This window comes from Thalassobaculum sp. OXR-137 (genome assembly GCF_034377285.1).
GTDB lineage: Bacteria > Pseudomonadota > Alphaproteobacteria > Thalassobaculales > Thalassobaculaceae > Thalassobaculum.
Genome location: NZ_CP139715.1, coordinates 4,573,779 through 4,595,049 on the forward strand (window position 1 = coordinate 4,573,779; position 21,271 = coordinate 4,595,049).

Annotated in this window: 18 protein-coding genes; 6 read left to right on the forward strand and 12 right to left on the reverse strand. The window is 67.1% G+C overall.

Annotated elements, in window-relative coordinates; translation table 11 throughout:
* The first annotated feature begins 7 nt into the window (after positions 1-7).
* Genes T8K17_RS21270 through T8K17_RS21280 form a run of 3 tightly spaced genes read left to right on the forward strand, consistent with a single transcriptional unit; the run spans position 8 to position 2,230 of the window.
* Positions 8-889, forward strand: a complete 882-nt coding sequence (locus tag T8K17_RS21270) for a transglutaminase family protein (RefSeq protein ID WP_322331737.1) — start codon at positions 8-10, stop codon at positions 887-889.
* A 19-nt stretch (positions 890-908) separates the two neighbouring features.
* Positions 909-1,529 carry a glutathione S-transferase family protein gene (locus tag T8K17_RS21275; protein WP_322331738.1) on the forward strand — a complete coding sequence of 207 codons (621 nt, stop codon included), beginning with the start codon at positions 909-911 and terminating at the stop codon, positions 1,527-1,529.
* Positions 1,530-1,540: 11 nt separating this feature from the next.
* Positions 1,541-2,230: a glutathione S-transferase family protein gene (locus T8K17_RS21280; RefSeq protein ID WP_322331739.1), complete on the forward strand. Its 690-nt coding sequence runs from the start codon at positions 1,541-1,543 to the stop codon at positions 2,228-2,230.
* Between the two features lie 132 nt (positions 2,231-2,362).
* Here T8K17_RS21280 and T8K17_RS21285 read toward each other — a convergent pair whose 3' ends face one another.
* The 7 genes from T8K17_RS21285 to T8K17_RS21315 form a co-directional block, all read right to left on the reverse strand.
* Positions 2,363-3,646, reverse strand: a complete 1,284-nt coding sequence (locus tag T8K17_RS21285; RefSeq protein WP_322331740.1) for an amidohydrolase family protein — start codon at positions 3,644-3,646, stop codon at positions 2,363-2,365.
* Position 3,647: 1 nt separating this feature from the next.
* The gene (locus tag T8K17_RS21290) at positions 3,648-4,592 is read right to left on the reverse strand and encodes an ABC transporter permease (RefSeq protein ID WP_322331741.1); all 945 of its coding nucleotides are present in this window, start codon (positions 4,590-4,592) and stop codon (positions 3,648-3,650) included.
* A 3-nt stretch (positions 4,593-4,595) separates the two neighbouring features.
* The gene (locus T8K17_RS21295) at positions 4,596-5,645 is read right to left on the reverse strand and encodes an ABC transporter permease (RefSeq protein WP_322331742.1); all 1,050 of its coding nucleotides are present in this window, start codon (positions 5,643-5,645) and stop codon (positions 4,596-4,598) included.
* The gene (locus tag T8K17_RS21300; RefSeq protein ID WP_322331743.1) at positions 5,635-7,182 is read right to left on the reverse strand and encodes an ABC transporter ATP-binding protein; all 1,548 of its coding nucleotides are present in this window, start codon (positions 7,180-7,182) and stop codon (positions 5,635-5,637) included. Before T8K17_RS21300 ends, T8K17_RS21295 begins: the two co-directional genes overlap by 11 nt.
* On the reverse strand, positions 7,182-8,213 hold the full coding sequence (locus tag T8K17_RS21305) for a BMP family protein (protein ID WP_322331744.1): 1,032 nt from the start codon (positions 8,211-8,213) through the stop codon (positions 7,182-7,184). The genes T8K17_RS21300 and T8K17_RS21305 overlap by 1 nt, the downstream gene beginning before the upstream one ends.
* Before the next feature lie 169 nt (positions 8,214-8,382).
* A complete protein-coding gene (locus T8K17_RS21310) occupies positions 8,383-9,312 on the reverse strand; it encodes a diguanylate cyclase (protein ID WP_322331745.1) in 930 nt (309 codons plus the stop codon).
* Positions 9,313-9,325: 13 nt separating this feature from the next.
* On the reverse strand, positions 9,326-13,252 hold the full coding sequence (locus T8K17_RS21315) for a response regulator (protein WP_322331746.1): 3,927 nt from the start codon (positions 13,250-13,252) through the stop codon (positions 9,326-9,328).
* Positions 13,253-13,533: 281 nt separating this feature from the next.
* Between T8K17_RS21315 and T8K17_RS21320 the strand changes: the two genes are divergently transcribed.
* A complete protein-coding gene (locus T8K17_RS21320) occupies positions 13,534-14,229 on the forward strand; it encodes a FadR/GntR family transcriptional regulator (protein ID WP_322331747.1) in 696 nt (231 codons plus the stop codon).
* A gap of 14 nt (positions 14,230-14,243) precedes the next feature.
* Positions 14,244-15,149, forward strand: a complete 906-nt coding sequence (locus T8K17_RS21325; RefSeq protein ID WP_322331748.1) for an SMP-30/gluconolactonase/LRE family protein — start codon at positions 14,244-14,246, stop codon at positions 15,147-15,149.
* A gap of 135 nt (positions 15,150-15,284) precedes the next feature.
* Here T8K17_RS21325 and T8K17_RS21330 read toward each other — a convergent pair whose 3' ends face one another.
* The 5 genes from T8K17_RS21330 to T8K17_RS21350 form a co-directional block, all read right to left on the reverse strand.
* A complete protein-coding gene (locus tag T8K17_RS21330; RefSeq protein ID WP_322331749.1) occupies positions 15,285-16,568 on the reverse strand; it encodes a TRAP transporter large permease in 1,284 nt (427 codons plus the stop codon).
* A 12-nt stretch (positions 16,569-16,580) separates the two neighbouring features.
* Positions 16,581-17,117 carry a TRAP transporter small permease gene (locus T8K17_RS21335; protein ID WP_322331750.1) on the reverse strand — a complete coding sequence of 179 codons (537 nt, stop codon included), beginning with the start codon at positions 17,115-17,117 and terminating at the stop codon, positions 16,581-16,583.
* 176 nt (positions 17,118-17,293) lie between these two features.
* A complete protein-coding gene (locus T8K17_RS21340) occupies positions 17,294-18,280 on the reverse strand; it encodes a TRAP transporter substrate-binding protein (protein ID WP_322331751.1) in 987 nt (328 codons plus the stop codon).
* Between the two features lie 174 nt (positions 18,281-18,454).
* Positions 18,455-19,384, reverse strand: a complete 930-nt coding sequence (kdgD, locus tag T8K17_RS21345) for a 5-dehydro-4-deoxyglucarate dehydratase (protein WP_322331752.1) — start codon at positions 19,382-19,384, stop codon at positions 18,455-18,457.
* Positions 19,385-19,418: 34 nt separating this feature from the next.
* Positions 19,419-20,240, reverse strand: a complete 822-nt coding sequence (locus T8K17_RS21350) for an NAD(P)-dependent oxidoreductase (protein WP_322331753.1) — start codon at positions 20,238-20,240, stop codon at positions 19,419-19,421.
* 253 nt (positions 20,241-20,493) lie between these two features.
* Here T8K17_RS21350 and T8K17_RS21355 point away from each other — a divergent pair, with 253 nt between their 5' ends.
* Complete coding sequence (locus T8K17_RS21355) at positions 20,494-21,249, forward strand: aspartate/glutamate racemase family protein (RefSeq protein ID WP_322331754.1); 756 nt, start codon at positions 20,494-20,496, stop codon at positions 21,247-21,249.
* The last annotated feature ends 22 nt before the right edge of the window (positions 21,250-21,271 follow it).

Genomic DNA, 21,271 nt, shown 5'->3' on the forward strand with positions numbered 1-21,271 from the left:
CCGGGGCATGCTCTACGACATCACCCTGAAGATCGAGTACGCCTATGACAGCCTCGCCGACGCGGGCCGGCACATCCTGCGGCTGACGCCCGCCACCCTGCCCGGTCGACAGCGGGTCATCGCTTCGTCCCTCGACGTGGCACCGATCCCCACCGAACAGGGCCTTTTCTTCGACTTCTTCGACAACCGGTGCATCAACATCTCCTATGACGGGGCCGTGGAGGAGACCTCCTTCCTGATGAAGGCCCGGGTCGACCGCACCGCCCTGGAACAGCTGTTCGACGTTTCGCCCAGCCTCGAACGGCTCGCCAAGGAACTGGAGACGGTCAATTCGGTCTCGCCGGAGTCTCCGCATCACTTCCGCGGCCGCTCGCCTCGCGTGCCGCAGGTATCGGAGATCGCCGCCTGGGCGAAGACGCTGAGCGCCGGCAGCGGCACCGCCCTGGAAGCGGTGACGGCGATCTGCACGGCCCTGCATCGGGAAATGACCTTCGATCCGGAAGCGACGGCCGTCGACACCCCGCTGGAGGAGGCGTTCCGTGCCCGCCACGGGGTGTGCCAGGACTTCACCCATATCGCCATCTGCGCCCTGCGCAGCATCGGCGTGCCGGCGGGCTATGTGAGCGGTTTCCTGCGCACCATCCCGCCCAAGGGTGCGGCCCGGCTGGAGGGTGCGGACGCCATGCATGCCTGGGTACGTGCATGGTCCGGGCTGGAGATGGGCTGGGTCGAGTTCGACCCCACCAACAACATGATGGCCGGCGAGGATCATGTGGTGGTCGCCGTCGGCCGAGACTATTTCGACGTGGCCCCGGTCAAGGGTGCCCTGCGCACCGCCGGCTCCCAGGACACGTCGCAATCGGTCGACATGGTGGCCGTGCTCTCATGAGCGATCGAAGGAGGACCGGGTGAAGCTCTACGGCTGCCCGTTCAGCGTCTATGTCCGCACCGTCCGGCTCTGCCTCGAGGAGAAGGGGCTGGACTACGAGCTGGTGCCGGTCGACCCGTTCGATCCGGCGGGCCTGCCGGACTGGTATGGCGACCTGCACCCGTTCGGAAAGATCCCGGCCTTCGAGGACGGCGACGTAAGGCTCTACGAGAGCGACGCGATCCAGCGCTATCTGGAGGCCCGCTATCCCGAGCCGCCGCTGCTGCCGACCGAACCCGGCGCCCTCGCCCGTGCGGTGCAGGCGATGCGGATCATGGACAGCTACGCCTATCCAGCCATGGTTTGGACCATCTTCGTCAGCGAGGCGCGCGATGTCGAGACCGGCTGGATGCCGCGGGACAAGGCGCTGGATGTCTCGCGCAAGGTGCTCGCCGAACTGGAGCGCTGGCTGGGGGACGGCCCGTATCTCGCCGGCGCCGCGCTGACCCTGGCCGACACCCATTTCCTGCCGGCGCTGGACCTGTTCTGCCTCACCGCGGTCGGCCGCGAGATGATGGATGCGCATCCCCGCGTCCGCGACTGGTGCGAGCGGCTGCGCGCCCGCCCGTCGGCGATCGCCACCACCTTCCACCCATCCTGACGGCGCCCTCCATGGCCTATACCCTGTTCTACAACCCCGACAGCGCCAATCTGGTCATCCGCTTCGCCCTGGAAGAGCTCGGCGTTGCCTATGACGACCACCTGGTGGCGGGACGGCGCACCGGCCGGGACGCGGCGTTCCACAAGCTGAATCCAACCGGCCTGCTGCCGGTTCTGGTCGACCACGATACCGGCCAGCCGATCGCGGAGACCGCCGCGATCCTGCTGTATCTCAGCGACAAGCATGGCGCGCTCGGTGCACCGGTGGAGGATGCGGCGGCGCGCGGAGAGTATCTGCGCCGGCTGTTCCACCTGTCCAACACGGTGCATGCCTATCTGCGGTTGGGCTTCTACGCCGACCGGGTCTCGGACGACCGGACTGTGGCCGTCGGCGTCTCCGACTGGAGCTGCCGCCAGACCTTGGAGGATCTGGCGATCTACGAGGAACTGCTCGGCGATGGACGCCCCTGGCTGCTCGGCGCGGCGGTCAGCGTGTGCGACTACTACCTCGCCGCCTGCCTCCGCTGGGCGCAGCTCTACGGCGACGTGGCTCCGGCGCTGAGCCGTGGCGATCTGGAGCGGTTTCCCAAGCTGGTGGCGATGCTGACCCGGCTGCAGGAGCGCCCGGCTGCCCTGGCCGCCGCCTCGAAGGAAGGCATCGCAGCACCACTGTTCCTGTCGCCGGTCCGACCGGCGGGGTAGGGCTACCTCGCGGCCCTCCCTCTACCATCGTCATCCCGAACTTGTTTCGGGACCTCATTTTTCATCCACGCCCCAAGAGGTCCCGAAACAAGTTCGGGATGACGGAATTTGGGGTGATTAAGGGAGGCCGCCCTACCCCATCACCCGGTGCCGCCGCCGCACGCTGTCGGGGCGGCCGGGGATCGAGAGCCGGGCGTCGTTGCGCGCCTGCCGCGAGATCACCTTGCCCTTGGCGATGACGCAGAGCCGGTCCGGGCGCAGCCGCACCGCTTCCACTTTGTCCCCCGCATCCAGCACCACCAGCGACGCCGCGCAGCCGACCTCAAGGCCGTAGCCGTCCAGATGCATGATCTTCGCACTCTCGGTGGTGACCATGTCGAAGCAGCGGGCCATCTCCTGCGGCGCGCTCATCTGCGCCACGTGCAGCCCCATGAAGGCGACGTCGAGCATGTCGCCGGTGCCCAGCGAGTACCACGGGTCGCGCACGCAGTCCTGGCCCCAGCCGACGGTGATGCCGAGCGCCTGCATCTCCTTCACCCGGGTCAGGCCCCGGCGCTTCGGGAAGGTGTCGTGGCGGCCCTGGAGCATGATGTTGATCAGCGGGTTCGGGATCGCGGCCACCTGCGCCTCCGCCATCAGCGGCAGCAGTTTGGAGACGTAGTAATTGTCCATGGAGTGCATGGAGGTCAGGTGCGAGCCGGCCACCCGCCCCTGAAGGCCGAGCCGCTGCGTCTCATAGGCAAGCATCTCGATATGGCGGGACATCGGGTCGTCGGTCTCGTCGCAATGCATATCGACCAGCAGGCCCCGCTCGGCGGCGATCTCGCACAACGCTGTCACCGAGGCGGCACCGTCGGCCATGGTCCGCTCGAAATGAGGAATACCGCCGACCACGTCGACGCCCATGTCCAGGGCCCGCACGGTATTCGCGTAGGCCGTCGGGTCGCGGTACAGCCCGTCCTGGGGAAAGGCGACGAGCTGCAGGTCGATATAGCCCTTCACCGCCTCGCGCACGTCGAGCAGCGCCTCCACCCCGAGCAGGCGGTCGTCGCAGGTGTCCACATGGCTGCGGATCGCCAGCAGGCCGAGGCTGGCCGCCCAGTCGCAATAGGCGAGCGCGCGTTCCTTGACCTCGTCGACGGTCATCACCTGCTTCAACTCGCCCCACAGGGAAATGCCCTCCAGCAGGGTACCGGACGCGTTGATCCGCGGCAGGCCGTAGCTGAGCGTGGCGTCCATGTGGAAGTGCGGGTCGACGAAGGGCGGGCTCACGAGGTCGCCCGCCGCGTCGATCACCTCTGCGGCCTCCACGCCGTCGTCCAGCCGCTCCACCGCGGCGATGCGGCCGTCGCGGATGCCGATATCGGCGACCCGCCCGTCCGGCAGGGTCCCGCCCTTCACGACGATGTCGAACATCTCAGCGCTCTCCCCTGTTGAACGGCACCATGAGGGCCGCCGGAACCTCGGCCCGGCGCGACATCACCACCAGCGCCAGGATCGACAGCAGATACGGCATCATCAGGAAGATCTGGTAGGGAATATCGGCCCCCAGCGAGGTCTGCTGCAGGCGGATCTGCAGCGCATCGAAGGCGGCGAAGAGCAGCGCGCCAAGCAACGCCTTGCCCGGCTTCCAGGCCCCGAATACAACCAGCGCGATGCAGATCCAGCCGCGGCCGTTGACCATCTCGAAGAAGAACGAGTTGAAGGCGGACATGGTCAGGAACGCCCCGCCGACCCCCATCAGCCCGGAGCCGACCACCACGGCACCCATGCGCAGCGCCGTCACGGACAGGCCCTGGGCTTCGACCGAATGCGGGTTCTCGCCCACCGCCCGCACCGCCAGGCCCAGCGGCGTGCGGTACAGGACGAAGGCCACGATCGCGGCGGTGACGAAGGCGAGATAGGTCAGCGGCGTCTGGGCGAACAGAGCTTGGCCGACGATCGGAATGTCGGACAGCACCGGGATCGGCAGTTCCTTGAATGCCTCGATCCGCGGCGGGTTGGTGACCTGCGGCAGGGCGACCCGATAGGCGAAATAGGTGGAGGCCGTCGCCAGCAGGGTGATGCCGAGCCCGACCACGTGCTGGCTCAGCCCGAACGGCACCGACAGGATCGCGTGCAGCAGCCCGAACAGCATGCCCGCCGCCATGGCCACACCGACCCCGACCCAGAGATCGGCGCCGGAATAGACCGCCATCCAGCCGGCGAAGGCGCCGACCACCATGATGCCTTCGATGCCGAGGTTCAAAACCCCGGCGCGCTCGCAGATCAGCTCGCCCAAGGTGGCGAAGATCAGCGGGCTGGCGATGCGCACGGCGGCCGCCCAGAAGCTGGCCGAAATCAGGATGTCGAGGATCTCCACCGCCTACCCCCTCACCACGCGGAAGCGCGTCAGCATGATCGCCAGCACCATCAGCAACAGGGCCGAGGCGAGCAGAATATCGGCGATATAGGTCGGCACGGCCGCCGCCCGGCTCATGCTGTCGGCCCCGACGAAGATGCCGGCGACGAACAACGCGGAGACGACCACACCCAGCGGATTCAGCAGGGCCAGCATGGCGACGATGATGCCGGTGTAGCCGAAGCCCGGGCTCAGATCCAACGTCAGGCTGCCCTTCAGCCCGGCCACCTCCGAGAAGCCGGCGAGCCCGGCGAGACCGCCGGAGATCAGGGCGGTCTTGATCACCACCCTGGTCACCGGGATGCCGGCGAAGGCGGCGGCGCGCTGGTTCAGGCCGACGGCGCGGATTTCGTAGCCGAGCGTCGTGCGGGTCTGCATCACCCAGACCGCCACCGCGCAGATCAGCGCGAGACCGAAGCCCCAATGCAGCCGCAGCCCGTCGACAATCCGCGGCAGCCGCGCCTCGGCCACCAGGCGCTGGGATTTCGGCCAGCCCATGCCCATCGGGTCCTTCAGCGGTCCTTCCAGCAGCATGGAGACGAACAGGATCATCACGAAGTTCAGCAGCAGCGTGGTCACCACCTCGTCCGCGCCGAGCCGGGTCTTCAGGAAGGCCGGGCCGAGCAGCATCAGTGCGCCTCCGGCGATGGCGACGATCATCAGGATCGGCAGCAGCAGGACCGAGGGCAGCGGCAGCAGGCCGGTGCCCAGCACCACCGCCAGCAGCGCGCCCATATAGAGCTGCGCCTCCGCCCCGATGTTCCAGAGCTTAGCGCGAAAGGCGACCGCGACCGCGAGGCCGGTGAAGATCAACGGCGTCGCCCGGTTGAGGGTCTCCAGCAGCGCAAATTTGGAGCCGACCGCCCCCTTCACGATCAGGCCGAGCACGGCGACCGGGCTGGATCCCGCCACGAGGGCGAACGCCATGGCAATGGCCACCGTCCCGCCCAGCGCCAGCGCCGGCAGGCCGAGTGTCCGGGACCAGCCGGGATCGGCGACAGGTTCAAGCCGCATGGCTGTCTTCTTCCTCGAAGCCCTGCCCCGCCATCCACACGCCAAGCTCCGCCGGGGTCTTGGTGCCGCGGGCGAAGGCCGGCGACAGGCGGCCCTCGGAGATCACGTGGATGACGTCGGCCAGGGTCAGGATCTCGTCCAGGTCCTCAGAGATCAGCAGCACGGCGGCCCCGGCGTCCCGTGCCTCGATCAGCCGGTTCTGCACATAGGTGACCGCCCCGATATCCAGGCCGCGCACCGGCTGGACGGCCAGAATGATCTTCGGCTCGGCCTCAAGCGCGCGGCCCAGGATCAGCTTCTGCATGTTGCCGCCCGACAGAAGCCGGATGCGCGCGTCGGGGCCAGGACAGCGGACGTCGTAGCGCTCAATGATCGCCCGCGTGTGCCGGTCAATCGCCTTCCAGTCGAACCAGCCACGTTTGGAAAACGGTTCCTTTTCATAGGCTTCCAGGACCGCGTTCTCGGACAGCGTAAAATCAGAGATCGTGCCGGTGCGATGCCGATCCTCTGGAATCCGGCCGATCCGGGCGTCCAGGGCGGCGCGGGGCGTCCAGGCGCCGACACCCTCGCCGGCCACCTCGAAGACACCCGAGGCCGGGACCGTCTCGCCGCCGATCAGGTCGGCCAAAGCCGCCTGTCCGTTGCCGGAGACGCCGGCCAGCCCGGTGATCTGACCCGCCCGCAGGTCGAGCGACAGGGCGCGCAGCCCCACGGCATTACCGACCGGCACGGTGGACACCTCGCGCAGCCGCAGCAACACCTCGCCGGGGGCAGCCCCACCGACCTCGGGGGCGGTGATCTCGGAGCCGACCATCATATGCGCGAGCCGGTGGCGGTCGGTCCCGGCCGTCGCGACCTCCCCCACCAGCTTGCCGTGGCGCAGCACCAGGACGCGCGAGGAGATGGCCAGCACCTCATGCATCTTGTGGGAGATGAAGATGATCGACAGGCCGCGCGCCACCGCCTTGCGCAGGGTGGCGAACAGGTCGTCCGTCTCCTGCGGCGTCAGCACGGCGGTCGGCTCGTCCAGAATGAGAATGCGGGCGTCGCGGTAGAGCGCCTTCAGGATCTCCACCCTCTGGCGCTCGCCGACGCTGAGCGCGCCGGCCTTGGCATCCGGATGCACGGCCAAGCCGAAGTCGCGGCTGAGCTGGGCGATCCGCGCCCGCGCCGCCGCCCTGCCCGTCCCCAGGCGCCACAGCGGCTCGGTGCCCAGGATGATGTTGTCCAGGACGGAGAGGTTGTCGGCCAGCGTGAAGTGCTGGTGCACCATGCCCACCCCGGCCTCCAGGGCGGCGCGCGGGTTGCCCGGCGGGAGGGCATGGCCGAACACCTCGATCTCGCCCGCATCGGCCGTGTAGTGGCCGAACAGGATGTTCATCAGGGTGGTCTTGCCGGCCCCGTTCTCGCCGAGCAGCGCGATCACCTCGCCCTCGTGCAGGTCGAAGGTGATCGCGTCGTTGGCGGTCAGCGGGCCGAACCGCTTGGTGATGGTGCGGAGGCGCAGGACAGCCCGCGCCCCCGGATCGGCGGGCATCAGCTCGACTTCGGTTCTTCGTCGTTGATCTCGACGGTGTACTCGCCGGCCTTGATCGCGGCCTCGCGCTTCTCGACCAGGGCCATGGCCTCGGCCGGAACCTTGCCCTCGAAGGTGCCGAGCGGCGCCAGCGAGCAGCCACCCTCCTTCATGAAGGAGTACTTGCCGTAGTTGTCGGCCTTGAACGTGCCGTCCTTCACCTTCGCGAGGGCGGCGTTGAAGGTCGGCTCGAAATGCCACAGGGCCGAGGCGACCACCGTCTTCGGGTAGTCCGGCTGGGTGTCGATCACGTTGCCGATGGCGAGGATGCCCTTCTCCTGCGCGGCGTCGGACACCCCGAACCGCTCGGCATAGAGGACGTCGGCGCCGTTCTCGATCATCGCGAAGGCGGTCTCCTTCGCCTTGGGCGGATCGAACCAGGAACCGATGAAGCTCACCTGGAACTTGATGTCCGGGTTCATTTCCTTCGCGCCGGCCATGAAGGCGTGCATCAGCCGGTTCACCTCGGGGATCGGGAACCCGCCGACCATGCCGATATTGCCAGACTTCGTCATCGATCCGGCAATGATACCAGATAGATAAGACGCATCCTGGATGTAGTTATCGAACACAGCCAGGTTCGGATAGGCCGGGTCCGGCATGAAGCTGGAGCCCATCAGGAAGGCAACGTCCGGGTATTCCAGGGTGACCTCGCGGGCCTCCTGCTCGACGCCGAAGATCTCGCCGACGATCAGCTTCACGCCCTGCTCGGCATACTCGCGCATGACCCGGGGATAGTCGGTATTGGCCGTGTTCTCGGAGAAGGTATAGGTGACCTCGCCCGCCGCCTGGGCCGCCTCGGCGGCCTTGTGGATTCGGCTCACCCATTGCTGCTCGACCGGCACCGTATAGATGCCGGCGGTCTTGATCGGCTCGGCCGCGAACAGGCGGGACGGGCGCGTCAGCAGCCCCGCCGCCATCGCCGCGCCGGACGCGCCAAGCACGCCGCGCCGGGTCCAGCCGGACCGGCCCATCTGAAGTTTCTTGTTCATGACACCACCCCTGTCCCTGTCTTGCGATTGCCGGCGCAGTCGTTTGTGCACCGTGGCAAACGCATGCTGCCGCACTCGACAGGCGGGTGCAATAAAGACGCAATACTCTTGAGTTCCCGGCGCTCCCAGGCGCGCCGGACAGGCCACCGCAGCGCAGCAATCCCAGCTGTCAGGCGGCGAGCACCTCGACCCGATTCCGGCCGCCGTCCTTGCTCGCGTACAGCGCCTGGTCGGCCCGCGCCAGAGCCGCGTCGATCGACCCGTCGCCCGCCCGCAAGGCGGTCATGCCGATACTCGTCGTCACCGCGATCTCCAGGCCGTTCCAGATCACCGGCTGCTCGCGGACCGAGCTCAGCAGCCGGTGGGCCACCATCGCGCCCTGCTCGACAGGCGTCCCGGCGGCCAGGACGGCGAACTCCTCGCCGCCGAGGCGGCCGAAGGTATCGGTTTCCCTCAATTGGCCGGACACCCGCTGGGCCACCGCCCGCAGCACCGCATCGCCGGCGTCGTGACCGTAGGAATCGTTCACCGCCTTGAAGTGGTCGAGGTCCATCATCATCAGGCACGCTTCGCCGCCATACCGGTCGAGGCGCCTGAGTTCGAGGGTCACCCGCTCGCGGAACGCCCGCCGGTTGGCAAGCCCGGTGAGCGAATCGGTGGTCGCCAGCCGCTCCAGCTCGATGTTCAGATCCTCCAGCTGCTTGGCATAAGCGCGCAGCATGAGCTGATTGCGCACCCGGGCGCGCACGATGGAGGGGTTGAAGGGTTTGGTGATGTAGTCGATGGCGCCGAGCCTCAACCCGGTCTCCTCGTCCTCCACATCGGCATGGCTGGTAACGAAGATGACGGGGATCGGCGCCGTCCGCGGATCGTCCTTAATCCGAGTGATCACCTCATGCCCGTTCATATCGGGCATCTCGATGTCCAGCAGGATCAGGTCGGGCAGGGTGGAACTTGCCTTCACCAGGGCGTCCTGCCCGCCGAGCGAGAACGAGACGGAGGCAACGTCCTTCAGGATGCTCGCCAGGATCCGCACATTCTCCCGCGCGTCGTCGACGATCAGGATACGCGATGTGGAAATGTCGAGGTCTCGATGCATCATAGCCTCCGGGTCACGCCGCACTGAGGTAAGACGTGAGTTTGGCGGCCGCCATTCCGTAATCGAGATCTCCGATCGCTTCCGCCACCGTGTCGGCGACCTCGTTATTGCGGGCGCGCAGCCCTGGCTCGAGCTTCCGCCAGGTCTCCTCCGCCTCCATGGCGCCGGAGCGGAGCTGATCGACCAGCGCCCGGATATCGGCCGGATCCGCCGGGACCGCCTCGCCGCCCGCGTCACCCGCCGATCCTGCGGCCTCGGTCGTTGGCGGTGCAGAGCGGACCGTCGCGGCATCGATATCGGCGATCAGGGCGTCGAGCGCGTCGGTAAGGCGGGTGACCAGCGCGCCGATCTCGTCAGCGTCGCTCAGACCGTCGGCATCGATCTTGAGTTCCAGCGACGTGGCGGCCTCGAACACCGCGGTCGCGCGCAGATTTCCGGCCACGCCCCGGAGCTGGTGGGCGATGCGGCGCACCTGCTGGGCGTCCCCCTCGCCAATCCCCCGGCGGATCGCCGCAGGCGTATCGCTCTGGGCCGCGCGGAACTTCAGCAGCAGGCTCGACGTCAGGTCGTCCGGCAGCGCGCGGCGCAGCTCGACCGTGTCGATCGTCGTCAGCCTATCCACATCGATGGTCATGGCCGCCTCCGCGTCCGGCAAGATTGGGGGGGTGGGCTCTGCCTGTCTTCCGGGCCGGGGCGCTGCAGCGGGCCGATCCGGCTTCTGGCAGTGTCGGGCAAGAGCATCGAACAGTTTATCCTCGTCCAGCGGCTTGGATACGTGATCGCACATGCCGGCGGCGAAGCACTTCTGGCGCTCCTCCTCCAGGGCATGCGCCGTCATGGCGATGACCGGCAGCGCGTTGAAGCGGGGGTCGAGCTTGATCTTCCGGGTGGCTTCCAGACCGTCCATGACCGGCATCTGCACGTCCATCAGGACGGCGTCGTAGTAACCGGGGCCGCCGTCGCGCACCCGCGCCACCGCTTCCTCGCCGTTCTCCACGACATCGACCGTCACGCCCTGCTGCTCCAGGACGGCGACGGCCACTTCCTGGTTGATCTCGTTGTCCTCGGCCAGAAGGACGCGCAGACCGGGCAGGATCGTCGAATCGGCGCGGGCCGATCCGGCCGTCCGGACGTAACGCTGGCCGGTGTTCTGGCCCACCGCATTGGCGACCGCGTCGAACAGCGAGGACTGGTTGACCGGCTTGGTGACGTAGCCGGCGAGACCCGCCCCTTCGATGCTCAGAACGGCCTCGTCCGGCATGAAGGCCGAGACCAGTATTGTCGCGGGACAGGGGCCGTCGCCGCATCTCTCCCGGATGCGCCGGGCGGCTTCCAGACCGTCCATGCCCGGCATCATCCAGTCCATCAGGACGATGTTATAGCCGGCCGTTCCCGGCGCGACCGGGATCCGCTCCAGGGCAGAGGGGCCGTCCGCCGCCACATCCACCCGGAAACCCATGGCGCGCAGCGTGTCGCCGATGACCAGCCGCGCCATCTCGTTGTCGTCGACCACCAGGATCCGCAGATCGCGGAGATCCGCCGGCAGCACCGCTTCGGCGTGGGCCCCGGCCGAACCGAGGGCAAGGCGCGCGGTGAAGTGAAAGGTGGACCCGACACCCGGTTCGGACTCGACCCAGATCCGCCCGCCCATCAGCTCCGCCAGTTCCTTGGAGATGGTCAGGCCGAGCCCGGTCCCGCCGAACTTCCGGGTGGTGGACACGTCCGCCTGGGTGAATGGTCGGAAAATCTGGCCGATCTGCTCCGGCGTCATCCCCACGCCGCTGTCGCGCACGGAGACCTGAAGCTCGACCCGGCCGTCGACGATCTCGACCGGCCGAACCGAGACGATGATCTCCCCCTCGCTGGTGAACTTGATGGCGTTCGAGCACAGGTTGGTGAGAATCTGCCCGAGGCGCAGCGGATCGCCCACCAGCTCCTGGGGGGTGTCCGGATCGACGCTGATCAGGAACTCCAGATCCTTCTCCGTCGCCCGGGGCGCCACCATGGCGGTGACGGACTCGATGACCTTCATGAGACGGAACTCCGTCCGCTCCATCTGGACCTGACCGGCCTCGATCTTCGAGAAGTCGAGAATGTCGTTGATGATCCCGAGCAGGTTCTCCGAGGAGAACAGCACCTTCTGGGCATAGTCCTGCTGCTTGGGGTTGAGCGGGGTCTGGGACAGCAGCCGGCCTAGACCGATGATGCCGTTCAACGGCGTGCGGATCTCGTGGCTCATGTTCGCCAGGAAAGAGGACTTGGCCCGGGTCCCTTCCTCGGCGGCGTCTCGGGCCGAGGACAGTCGGGCCAGGGCCCGGTCCCGCTCGAGCTCCATGCCGAGCCAGCGCCCCATCATCTCGACAAGCACCAGATCGCTCTTGGAGAAGGGAAGCTCGCGCGCGTCGAGAGACGAAAAGTGGATCGTCCCGTAGACCTCGCCTTCGACGATCACCGGCGCGCCGATATAGGTCCGGAGGCCGAAGATACGGAAGCACAGCGCCTCGGCCAGGTCGCTCGTCTCCACGTCGTGAAGGGCAAGCGCACGATCGTGCATCAGAGTGTGTTTGCAGTAGGTCGTCTTCAGATCGAAGGTGGTGCCGGGCGCGCGGATCGGGCCGCTGCCGACCGAATGCTCGACCACATACTGTCCGCCGGTGATCCGGCTCGCGGTGCCGACATCCGTGCCGAAGTGCCGGCCGCCGAGCTGCAGGATCTGGCGGATCCGCTCGTGGGTGTTCAGCGAGACGTCCGTCGACAGTTCGTGGAACTGGTGAAGAATGGCCGCCGTCATGTCGAGATCGGACGCGTAGCGGCGGAAGATCTCGAGCGAGCTTGCCAGATCGCTCACCTCGCGCACCCGGCTCTCCACGCTCTCCTCCGGCGCCAGATCGCCATCCGGGATCCGGACCATGGCATCGGCGATCCGGGAGAGCGGGCGCTGCACAGAATTGAGAACCACGCCGACGATGAGCACACCGATCAAGACCGCGCCGATGGCGAACAGCACGACCAGCACGTTGGTCAGGCGGGACACGAAGCCGAGATTGTTCTGGATGATCTCGGTGAGTTGGTTGGCATCCCACGCCACGGCCCGCTCCAAGACGGCCAGCGAGGCCTGCGCCGGCCCGTCGTCGATGGCGGTTGCGTGATCGATCGTCCTCGCCGGCGTCCCTGCGCGGACCATTGCGGCAATCTTCGGGATGCTCGCCTCGTATTGCCCGAGCGTGGCGCCGATGGTGTCGAGCGCCTGGCGTTCCAGGTCGTTCAGCGGCAATGCCCGGTAGCGGTCGAGGGTTTGCCGGGCAAGTTCCGCCGCCCGCAGGCTCAGCGGCTCGAAGGCGGTGTCGCCGAGCAGGATGAGTTTCCGGTAGAATTCGATCAGCCCGCCGAACCCGACATCCCGCCGGAAGCCCCGGATCAGTTCCAGCTTGGACTCGTCGGTGGAGTGGCGCGACCGCCGCGCGACCACCGCATGCTGTAGATCGTCCAGGGCGATCAGCGCCCCCGGCGACCACAGTGCCATGGCGCGGGCGGTCTCCTTCGGCGTATTGCCGTAGGCGCGCATGACCTGGGCAAGCTCGGACCGGTCGTAGAGGATGTTTACGAGATCCTCGATCTCGCGCAGCGCGGCCTTTTCCTTGACCGTGATGTCGACGGTCCGATAGCGGTCGACCGCCGACCGTACGGAGCCCAGATCCGCGTTCAGGTTCTCGATGTACTCGTAATCGCCGCGCAGCACGAAGCTCAGGAGATGGTCGATGGCGCCGCCATACCCGAGCTTGTCGGTGATCTCGACCAGGGAACGGGCGCGCACCGAGCTGGCATCGCGATAGTCGTTCCAGCTCTCCTGCGTCTCGGCTACCCGGTGATGCACCCAAGCCGTCGCGCCGATGCCGAAGGAGCCGGCAAGAAACAGAATGCCGACCAGTCCTATCGTCAATGTCCTAAGCGAAAAGCGCAATCCGGCGGCTCCTAATCGGCTCAGACGGTTGCAGCAGCTAACCGCGCTTCATTCATGACGCTTCGCCCCAGAGTCGTTGGTAAATCCAACTCGGTAAGAAAATCGTTAAGACGCCCGTCGCAGACCGCCCGAACTGCCTACGGGGATTCCATAGCCCCGGATTACAGGCTAAATATATCTGACGAAGAGTATCAAAAGTCGTATGTGCAGGGCGTTTTGGTCCGACACACCCTGGAAGCGCCAGAGATCGGGCATAGAAGATGACGGGCAGCATCAGTCTTACCCAGCAGACCACCGAGGCGCTGCGCGCGAAGATCGCCGAGGGCCCCATGAAGGCGGGCGACCGTCTGCCGACGGAGAAGGAACTCGAGGTCGAGTTCGGCGTCAGCCGCACGGTGATCCGCGAGGCGATCGCCGTGCTGAAGGCCGAAGGGCTGGTGGAGCCGCGTCGCGGCGCGGGCATCTTCGTGCTCGATCCGGTGCAGTCCCGGCCGCGCGCGATGCCGTCCTTCCTGCCCGGCCAGATGTATCAGGCGCTCGACCTGTTGGAACTGCGGATGGCGGTGGAGGTCGAGGCGGCGGGGCTGGCCGCGACCCGGCGCACCCTGTCCCAGGACGCTCGGATCCGCGAGCACATGGCCGATTTCGGCCGGGCGCTGGAGACCGGCGCCAAGACCGTGGAGCTGGACATCGCTTTCCACGACGCCATCGCCCAGGGTACGAACAACGACCTGTTTCCCGACTTTCTGGAATCCCTCGGCCGAAATGCGATCCCGCGCAATTCTCTCTCGCCCGAACAGCGGGAGCGCCTGATCAGCCAGGATTACCTGCAGCGGGTGCACCAGGAGCACCTGGCCATCGCCGATGCGATCAGCGCCGGCGATGCCGACCGGGCCCGCGCCGCCATGCGCGCGCATCTGAGCGGCAGCATCGCCCGCTACCGCGCCTCGCTCTGAACGGAGCCGCGGCCATGGCCCCCACCGTCGACTGCGTGCTCGATGCCGGTGCCACGTTGGGCGAAGGCATCGTCTGGGACGAGGCTGCCCAGCGGCTGTGGTGGGTGGATATCGCCGCCCCTGCCCTGCACCGCTTCGACCCGTCCAACGGTGGGAACGAGACCTGGCCGATGCCGTCGGCCATCGGCTGCGTGGCGCCGCGGGCGAGCGGCGGCGCGGTGGTTGGGCTGGAGGAGGGCTGGTGCGCCTTCGATCCGGCGACCGGCAGCGTGGACGTGCTCAACGCCGCCGCCCCGGGCGCCGTCGGGATGCGCTTCAACGACGGTTGTGTCGATCCGGCCGGGCGGTTCTGGGCCGGCACCATGCCGAAGGCCGGGCCGGCCAACGCCGCCGCGGGGGAGCCGGGCAACGGACTCCTGTTCCGGCTTGAGACGGACGGGTCGTCGCCGAAGATCCTCGACGGCCTGTACACGCAGAACGGCCTGGCCTTCTCGCCGGACGGCGCGGTCATGTACCTGTCCGACAGCCATCCGGCGGTGCGCACCATCTGGGCCTTCGACTACGATCTGGCGAGCGGGACCCCGTCCAATCGCCGGGTATTCTTCGACACGCGCCAGGTCGCCGGGCGCCCGGACGGCGCGGCGATGGACGCGGACGGCTGCTACTGGATGGCCGGGATCGAAGGCTGGCAGGTGATCCGGATCACCCCCGCCGGGACTATCGACAGGATCGTCCAGGTTCCGGTGGAGAAGCCGACCTGCCTCGCCTTCGGCGGCCCGCGGCTGGACACGCTCTACCTCACCTGCATGGGGCCGGGGCTGATCACCAAGGGAACAGAGGCCAAGCAGCCCCGGGCCGGCGGCCTCTTCGCCTTCGATCCGGGCGTTCCGGGATACGCGCCGCCGCCCTGCGCGGCGTAGTTTCTCTCTTTCTCTCTCTCTTTTCCGACTTCCTGGACGGTCCCGAAGGGCCGATCCAGGATCGTGCCCCAGCGCCGGTCACAGGGTCCTGGATCGGCCCTTCGGGACCGTGCAGGAAGTCGGCTAATGTTTATTTTACCCCGCCAGCCACTGCGGCAGGGTCAGCGAGATCGCCGGAATGAAGGTCGTCAGGACCAGCGCCACCAGGATCGCCGCGTAGAACGGCCAGATCGTGCGCACCGCCCGCTCGATCGGCACCTTGCCCACCGCACAGCCCAGGAACAGGCAGGCGCCCACCGGCGGGGTGCACAGGCCCAGCCCCAGGTTCATCATCAGGATCATCCCGAACTGCACCGGATCCATGCCGAAGGAGACGACCACCGGCAGGAAGATCGGCGTGCAGATCAGGATCAGCGCCGCCATGTCCATGATCATCCCCAGGACCAGCAGCATGAGGTTGATCATGATCAGGATCATGATCGGGTTCTCGGAGATCCCGGTCATGAAGTCGATCATCTTGTTGGGAACCTGATAGAAGGTCAGCATGTAGGCGAAGGCCGTGGCCGAGGCGACCAGGATCAGCACCATGGAGGTGGTGCGCACCGAGTTGACCACCGCCGTGCTGAAGGCTTTCCAGCTCATGGACCGGTAGACGATCAGCGTGATGGCGAAGGCGTAGAGCGTGCCGAAGGCGCCGGACTCGGTCACCGTGAAGATGCCCGACAGCACGCCTCCGACGATGATCACCGCAGTGAACAGGCCCGGGATCGCCGCCACGAAGCTCAGCAGCAGAGCATGGAAGCCGGGGAACACCTCCGCCTTGTAGCCGCGCTTGACCGCGATCAGATAGGCAGCGACGGCGAGGCAGATACACATCAGCACGCCCGGCACCACGCCGGCCAGGAACAGCGAGGAGATGGAGATGCCGCCGCCCGCCGCGATCGCGTACAGGATCATGTTGTGGCTGGGCGGCACCAGGATGCCGGCGATCGAGGAGGTCACGGTGACGTTGACCGCGTAGTCGTCGTCGTACCCCTTCTCCTTCATCACCGGGATCAGGATCGAGCCGAGCGCGGAGATATCCGCCACCGCCGAGCCGGAAATGCCGCCGAACAGCATGGAGGAGAAGACGTTCACCACGCCGAGCCCGCCACGCACGGCGCCGACCGCCGCCGAGGCGAAGCGCACAAGCCGGATGGCGATGCCGCCGTGGAACATCAGTTCGCCGGCGAAGATGAAGAACGGGATCGCCATCAGCGAGAAGACGTTGATGCCGGAGATGATGCGCTGGAACGCGATCACCATCGGCAGGCCCTCGTAGAAGAAGGCGGCGACGGCGGCGACTCCCAGGGCGAAGGCGACCGGCACTCCGATCACCACGCACAGCGCGAACACCCCGAGAAGGATCAGCAGGCCCATCGTGGCGTCCCCCTACTCGGCCGAATGCGGGAGATCGGCCGGTGGCGGCGTCTCCAAGATCCGGTCGTCCAGCCGCTCACCGGTGAAGAAGCGGATCAGGTGGCCGATCGAATAGGCCAGCGTGAAGGCGCCGCAGAGGGTCAGCGGCACGGCCCGCAACCCTTCGGGCAGGTTGATCAGCGGGATCTCGGCGCTCCACTTGAACAAGACCAGCTTGTAGCTGTTGACCATCATGACCGCCCCGAACACCGCCATGATCAGATAGGAGACCAGCTCCATCGCCAGCCGCACCGGGCGGGGCGCTATGTCCCGGAAGAACGACACGCCGAGATGGGAGCGCTCGTGCACCCCGGTCGAGGCGCCGAGGAAGCCGATCAGCGCCACCAGCAGCAGCGATACCTGCTCGACCCAGGTCGGGGTGGCGTTGAGCACATAGCGGCCGAAGACCAGCCAGCCGAAGATCACCGTCAGCGTGACCATGGCGGTGCCGGAGACCACGAGGCTGACCTGGCAGACGGCGTCCAGAAGCCGATAGAACGGTTGAAGCACGGGCCGGAGCGGACCTCCCCGGCCGGGCCTGTCGTCGGAAATCGGGGGATGCATCTGCTGTACTGACCCCTGCTGGCCGGCCACGGCTGGCCGGGCGCGGATGGAGGAAGCGCCTGTAAAAAAGGGCCGCCGGAGCGTCGTGGGACGGTAGGCTCCGGCGGCCGCGCAGGAAGCCGTTACTGGGTGGCCTGGATCGCTTCGACCAGCGGCTTCAGATTGGGGTTGGATTCCAGGAACTTGGCGTAGACCGGCTTCATGGCCTCCTGGAAGGCGGTCTTGTCGTCGATCGCGTTGAACTTCACGCCGGCCTTGATGACCTTGTCGCGGCTCGCTTCGGCCCGCTTGGCCCAGAGCTCGCGCTGCAGGACGGAGGACTCGCGGGCGGCGTTGCGCACCAGGTCCTTATCGGCGTCCGACAGGCCGTTAAAGACATCGGCGTTGATGCAGACGCATTCCGGGATGATCAGGTGCTCGGACATCGAGTAGAAGCCGGCGACCTCGAAATGCCCGGTGGACTCGTAGGACGGCCAGTTGTTCTCCGCCCCGTCGACCACGCCGGTCTTCAGCGACTGATAGACCTCGGAGAAGGCCATCGGCGACGGGTTGCCGCCCATGGCGGCGATCATGCCGGAATACAGGTCGTTGTTCATGACCCGCACCTTCATCCCGGCGACGTCCTCCGGCTTCATGATCGGCTTCTTGGTGTTGTAGAACGAGCGCGCGCCGGAATCGTACCAGGCCAGCGCGACGATCCCGATCTTCTCCATGCCGGCACTGATCTGCTCGCCCGGGGCGCCGTCCATGGCCCGGTGCATGTGATCCTGGTCCTTGAAGATGAACGGCAGCGAGACGACGTTCGCCTCCGGCGCCACCGGACCGATCGGGCCGAGGTTGAAGTTGCCGATCTCGATCGCCCCGATGCGGAGCTGCTCGATGGCGTCCGGCTGGCTCCCGAGCACGCCGCCATGGAACATCTTCAGGGTGATCCGCCCGTCGCTGTTCTTGTCCAGGAGCTCGGCGAACCTGTCCATGGCGACGGTGTTCGGATAGTCCGGAACGTGAATGTTCCAGCCCTTCCATTCGGCCGCCTGGGCAGCGCCGGCGACGCCGGCCGCCACGACGACCGCAATGGCGGTCGCACCAATCCTGTCGATCAGTTTCATGTCATCCTCCCTATGGTTGCCCGATTGACCCGGGCTTTTTTCGTCACGACTTGGTGAGCATCCGCCCGGCGGTCGCCGGCGATCCGGCTCGGGTCCGCGGTCGGAATTCTATTTTGTCGAGAAGTATGCTCCGTTTACGAAATTGGTCAATCTAACTGTCTATTGATCGTATTTTTATGCAGCCGCGCTGAACTCGGCCGACTTTCGGATCACCTCGGCGAGGTCGGCGACGTCCTTTTCCGTCGGGTTCACCAGCGGCGGCCGCACCGGCCCGGGGTCGCGCCCCACCGCCTTCAGCCCCCCCTTGATCAGCGACACCGGATAGCCCGCCACCCGGTCGCGGATATCGGCGAAGGGGTAGAAGAACCCATGCAGGATCCGATCCATGGCGGTATGGTCGCCGACCCGCAGAGCGGCGTAGAAAGACAGCGCCAGTTCGGGGACGAAATTGAACACCGCCGAGGAATACGTGGAGAACCCGGCGGCGTCGTAGGCAGAGGCGAACAGCTCGTGGGTCGGCATGCCGCCGACATAGACCAGCCGGTCGCCCAGGGTGGCGCGGATGCGGGTGACCAGATCGATCTCCCCTACCCCGTCCTTGAAGCCGATCAGGTTCGGGCAGGCCTCGGCCAGCCGGGCCACCGTGTCCGCCTTCAGCACCGAGGTCGCCCGGTTGTAGACAACGACACCGATGGAGATCGCGTCGCAGACCGCCTTCACATGGGCGTACTGGCCCTCCTGTGTGCCACCCATCAGGTAGGTCGGTAGCAGCAGCACGCCGTCGGCACCGGCCGCCTCGGCCGCCTTGGCATCGGCGATGGCGCGGCGGGTGTTCACGCCGCAGCCGGCGACCACCGGACAGCGCCCGCCGGCCGCCTCGACGGCGGCTCGGACGATTCGGGCGAATTCATCCTGGCCGAGCGAGAAATACTCGCCCGTCCCGCCGGCGGCGAACAGGGTCGCGGCGTCGTAGGAGGAGAGCCAGCCGACATGCTCGCGATACGGCCCCTCGGCGAATTCCAGATCGGCGTCGAAATGGGTGACCGGGAAGGACAGCAGGCCCGATCCCATCTTCGATTTCAGTTCCTGCGGTGACAGCGGCATGGTTGTTCCCTCTGGAGGCGGACAGGTTTGGCGATCAGGAGGTGGCCGGCACGACCCGGGCCGGATCGCCGTGATATTCCGTGCTGGCGAAGGGACCGCCCTGGACGCCCAGGGCCACCTCGTTCCCCGGCTCCGGTACGGTGGATGCGTCGACCTCCGGGATCCAGACATCGGCCGTGTCCTGCGGCACGAAGCCCAGTCGTCTGGCCGTGCTGTTATCCCACCAGGTGCGGGAATTGTCGGACACGCCATAGACGATCTCGTGGTGCAGGGCTGGCAGGTCGAGGCCGAGCCGGCACAGGCGGGTCAGGTCGCCGATGCTGACCCAGCACCCGACCTGGCGCTGGGTCTCGGGCTTCTGGAAGCACCAGCCGATGCGGATCGACAGGATTCCGATCCCGTAATTGTCGGCGAAATACTGGGACAGCCCCTCGCCGAACACCTTGCTCAACCCGTAGCGGCAGTCGGGGCGCGGCCGCTCCGTCCCGTCGAGCTTCCGGCTGCGCGGGTAGAAGCCCACGGCATGGTTCGAACTGGCGAAGACGATCCGCGTCACCCCGGCCTCGAAGGCAGCCTCGTAGAGCCGGTAGGTGGCGTCGATATTAACCCGCAGGATATCGTCCCAGGCATGCTCCACCGACAGGCCGCCGAGATGGATGATGCCGTCCACCCCCTCGACCATGCGGGCGCGGTCGTCGGCGATGCAGATGTCACCGATGACGACCTCTTCCCCCTCCCCGGCCGGGCCCAGATCGGCCACGTCGGACACCCGTAGGATCGGATAGGCGCCCGCCAGCTCCCGGCGCATCCGCTTGCCGATCCCGCCTCCGGCGCCCGTGAGAAGCACGCGTTTCATGGCAACACCATCCATATGATCAATCGGTATCATTGATCTAACTTCATATGATCAATGCGTCTACCGCTTTTCCGAGATCCCGGCTGTGGGGTCGGCAAGGACCGTGGCCTATCGCGTCTTGCGCACGCATGAAGCGCGGCCCGGCTGCGCGCCGGCGCCACCGCCGACCGCGCACCCTTCACAGCCGGTCGAGACGCTGAATACACTGCTGTCAGCGGCGCTCCGGCACCGACGCCGGCAAAGGAACGGGCTCATGCGCATCCTCGTGATCAATCCGAACACCACTGCCTCCATGACCGACAAGATCCGCGAGACGGCCGTGGCCGTGGCGGCGACCGGAACGCAGATCCTCGCTCTGAGCCCGGCAGACGGCCCGGTGAGCATCGAGGGCCACTACGACGAGGCGTTCTGCCTGCCCGGCCTGCTGGAGGAGACCCGCAAAGGGGTGGCCGACGGTGCCGACGCCGTGGTGATCGCCTGTTTCGACGATCCGGGCCTGGAGGCCTGCCGCGAGATCGTCGACGTGCCGGTCGTCGGCATCTGCGAGGCGGCGATGGCTGCAGCCTCCATGGTCGGCCACGGCTTTTCCGTGGTCACAACGCTCGACCGCTCCGTGCCGATCATCGAGATGCTGGCCCTGAAATACGGCTTCGAGCGCCACTGCCGCCGGGTGCGGGCCGCCTCGATCCCGGTGCTGGCGCTGGAGGAGGAAGGCGGGGCCGCCGCCGCCAAGGTGCGCGATCAGGTGCTCGCCGCCATCGAGGAGGACCGGGCTGAAGCGGTGCTGCTTGGCTGCGCAGGGATGACCGATCTGGCCAACGCGCTGACCCGGGAGACCGGGGTGCCGGTGATCGACGGGGTGGCGGCCGCCGTGAAATTCGCCGAGGCGCTGGTGGGACTGGGTCTGAAGACCTGCAAACGCGGCGCCTATGCCCCGCCCCGGGTAAAGCCCTATTCCGGCGGACTCTCCCGCCACGCGCCCCAGGACCCTCTCAAAGCGGCGGAGTGACCGCCCCTCCCACCCTAGCCGC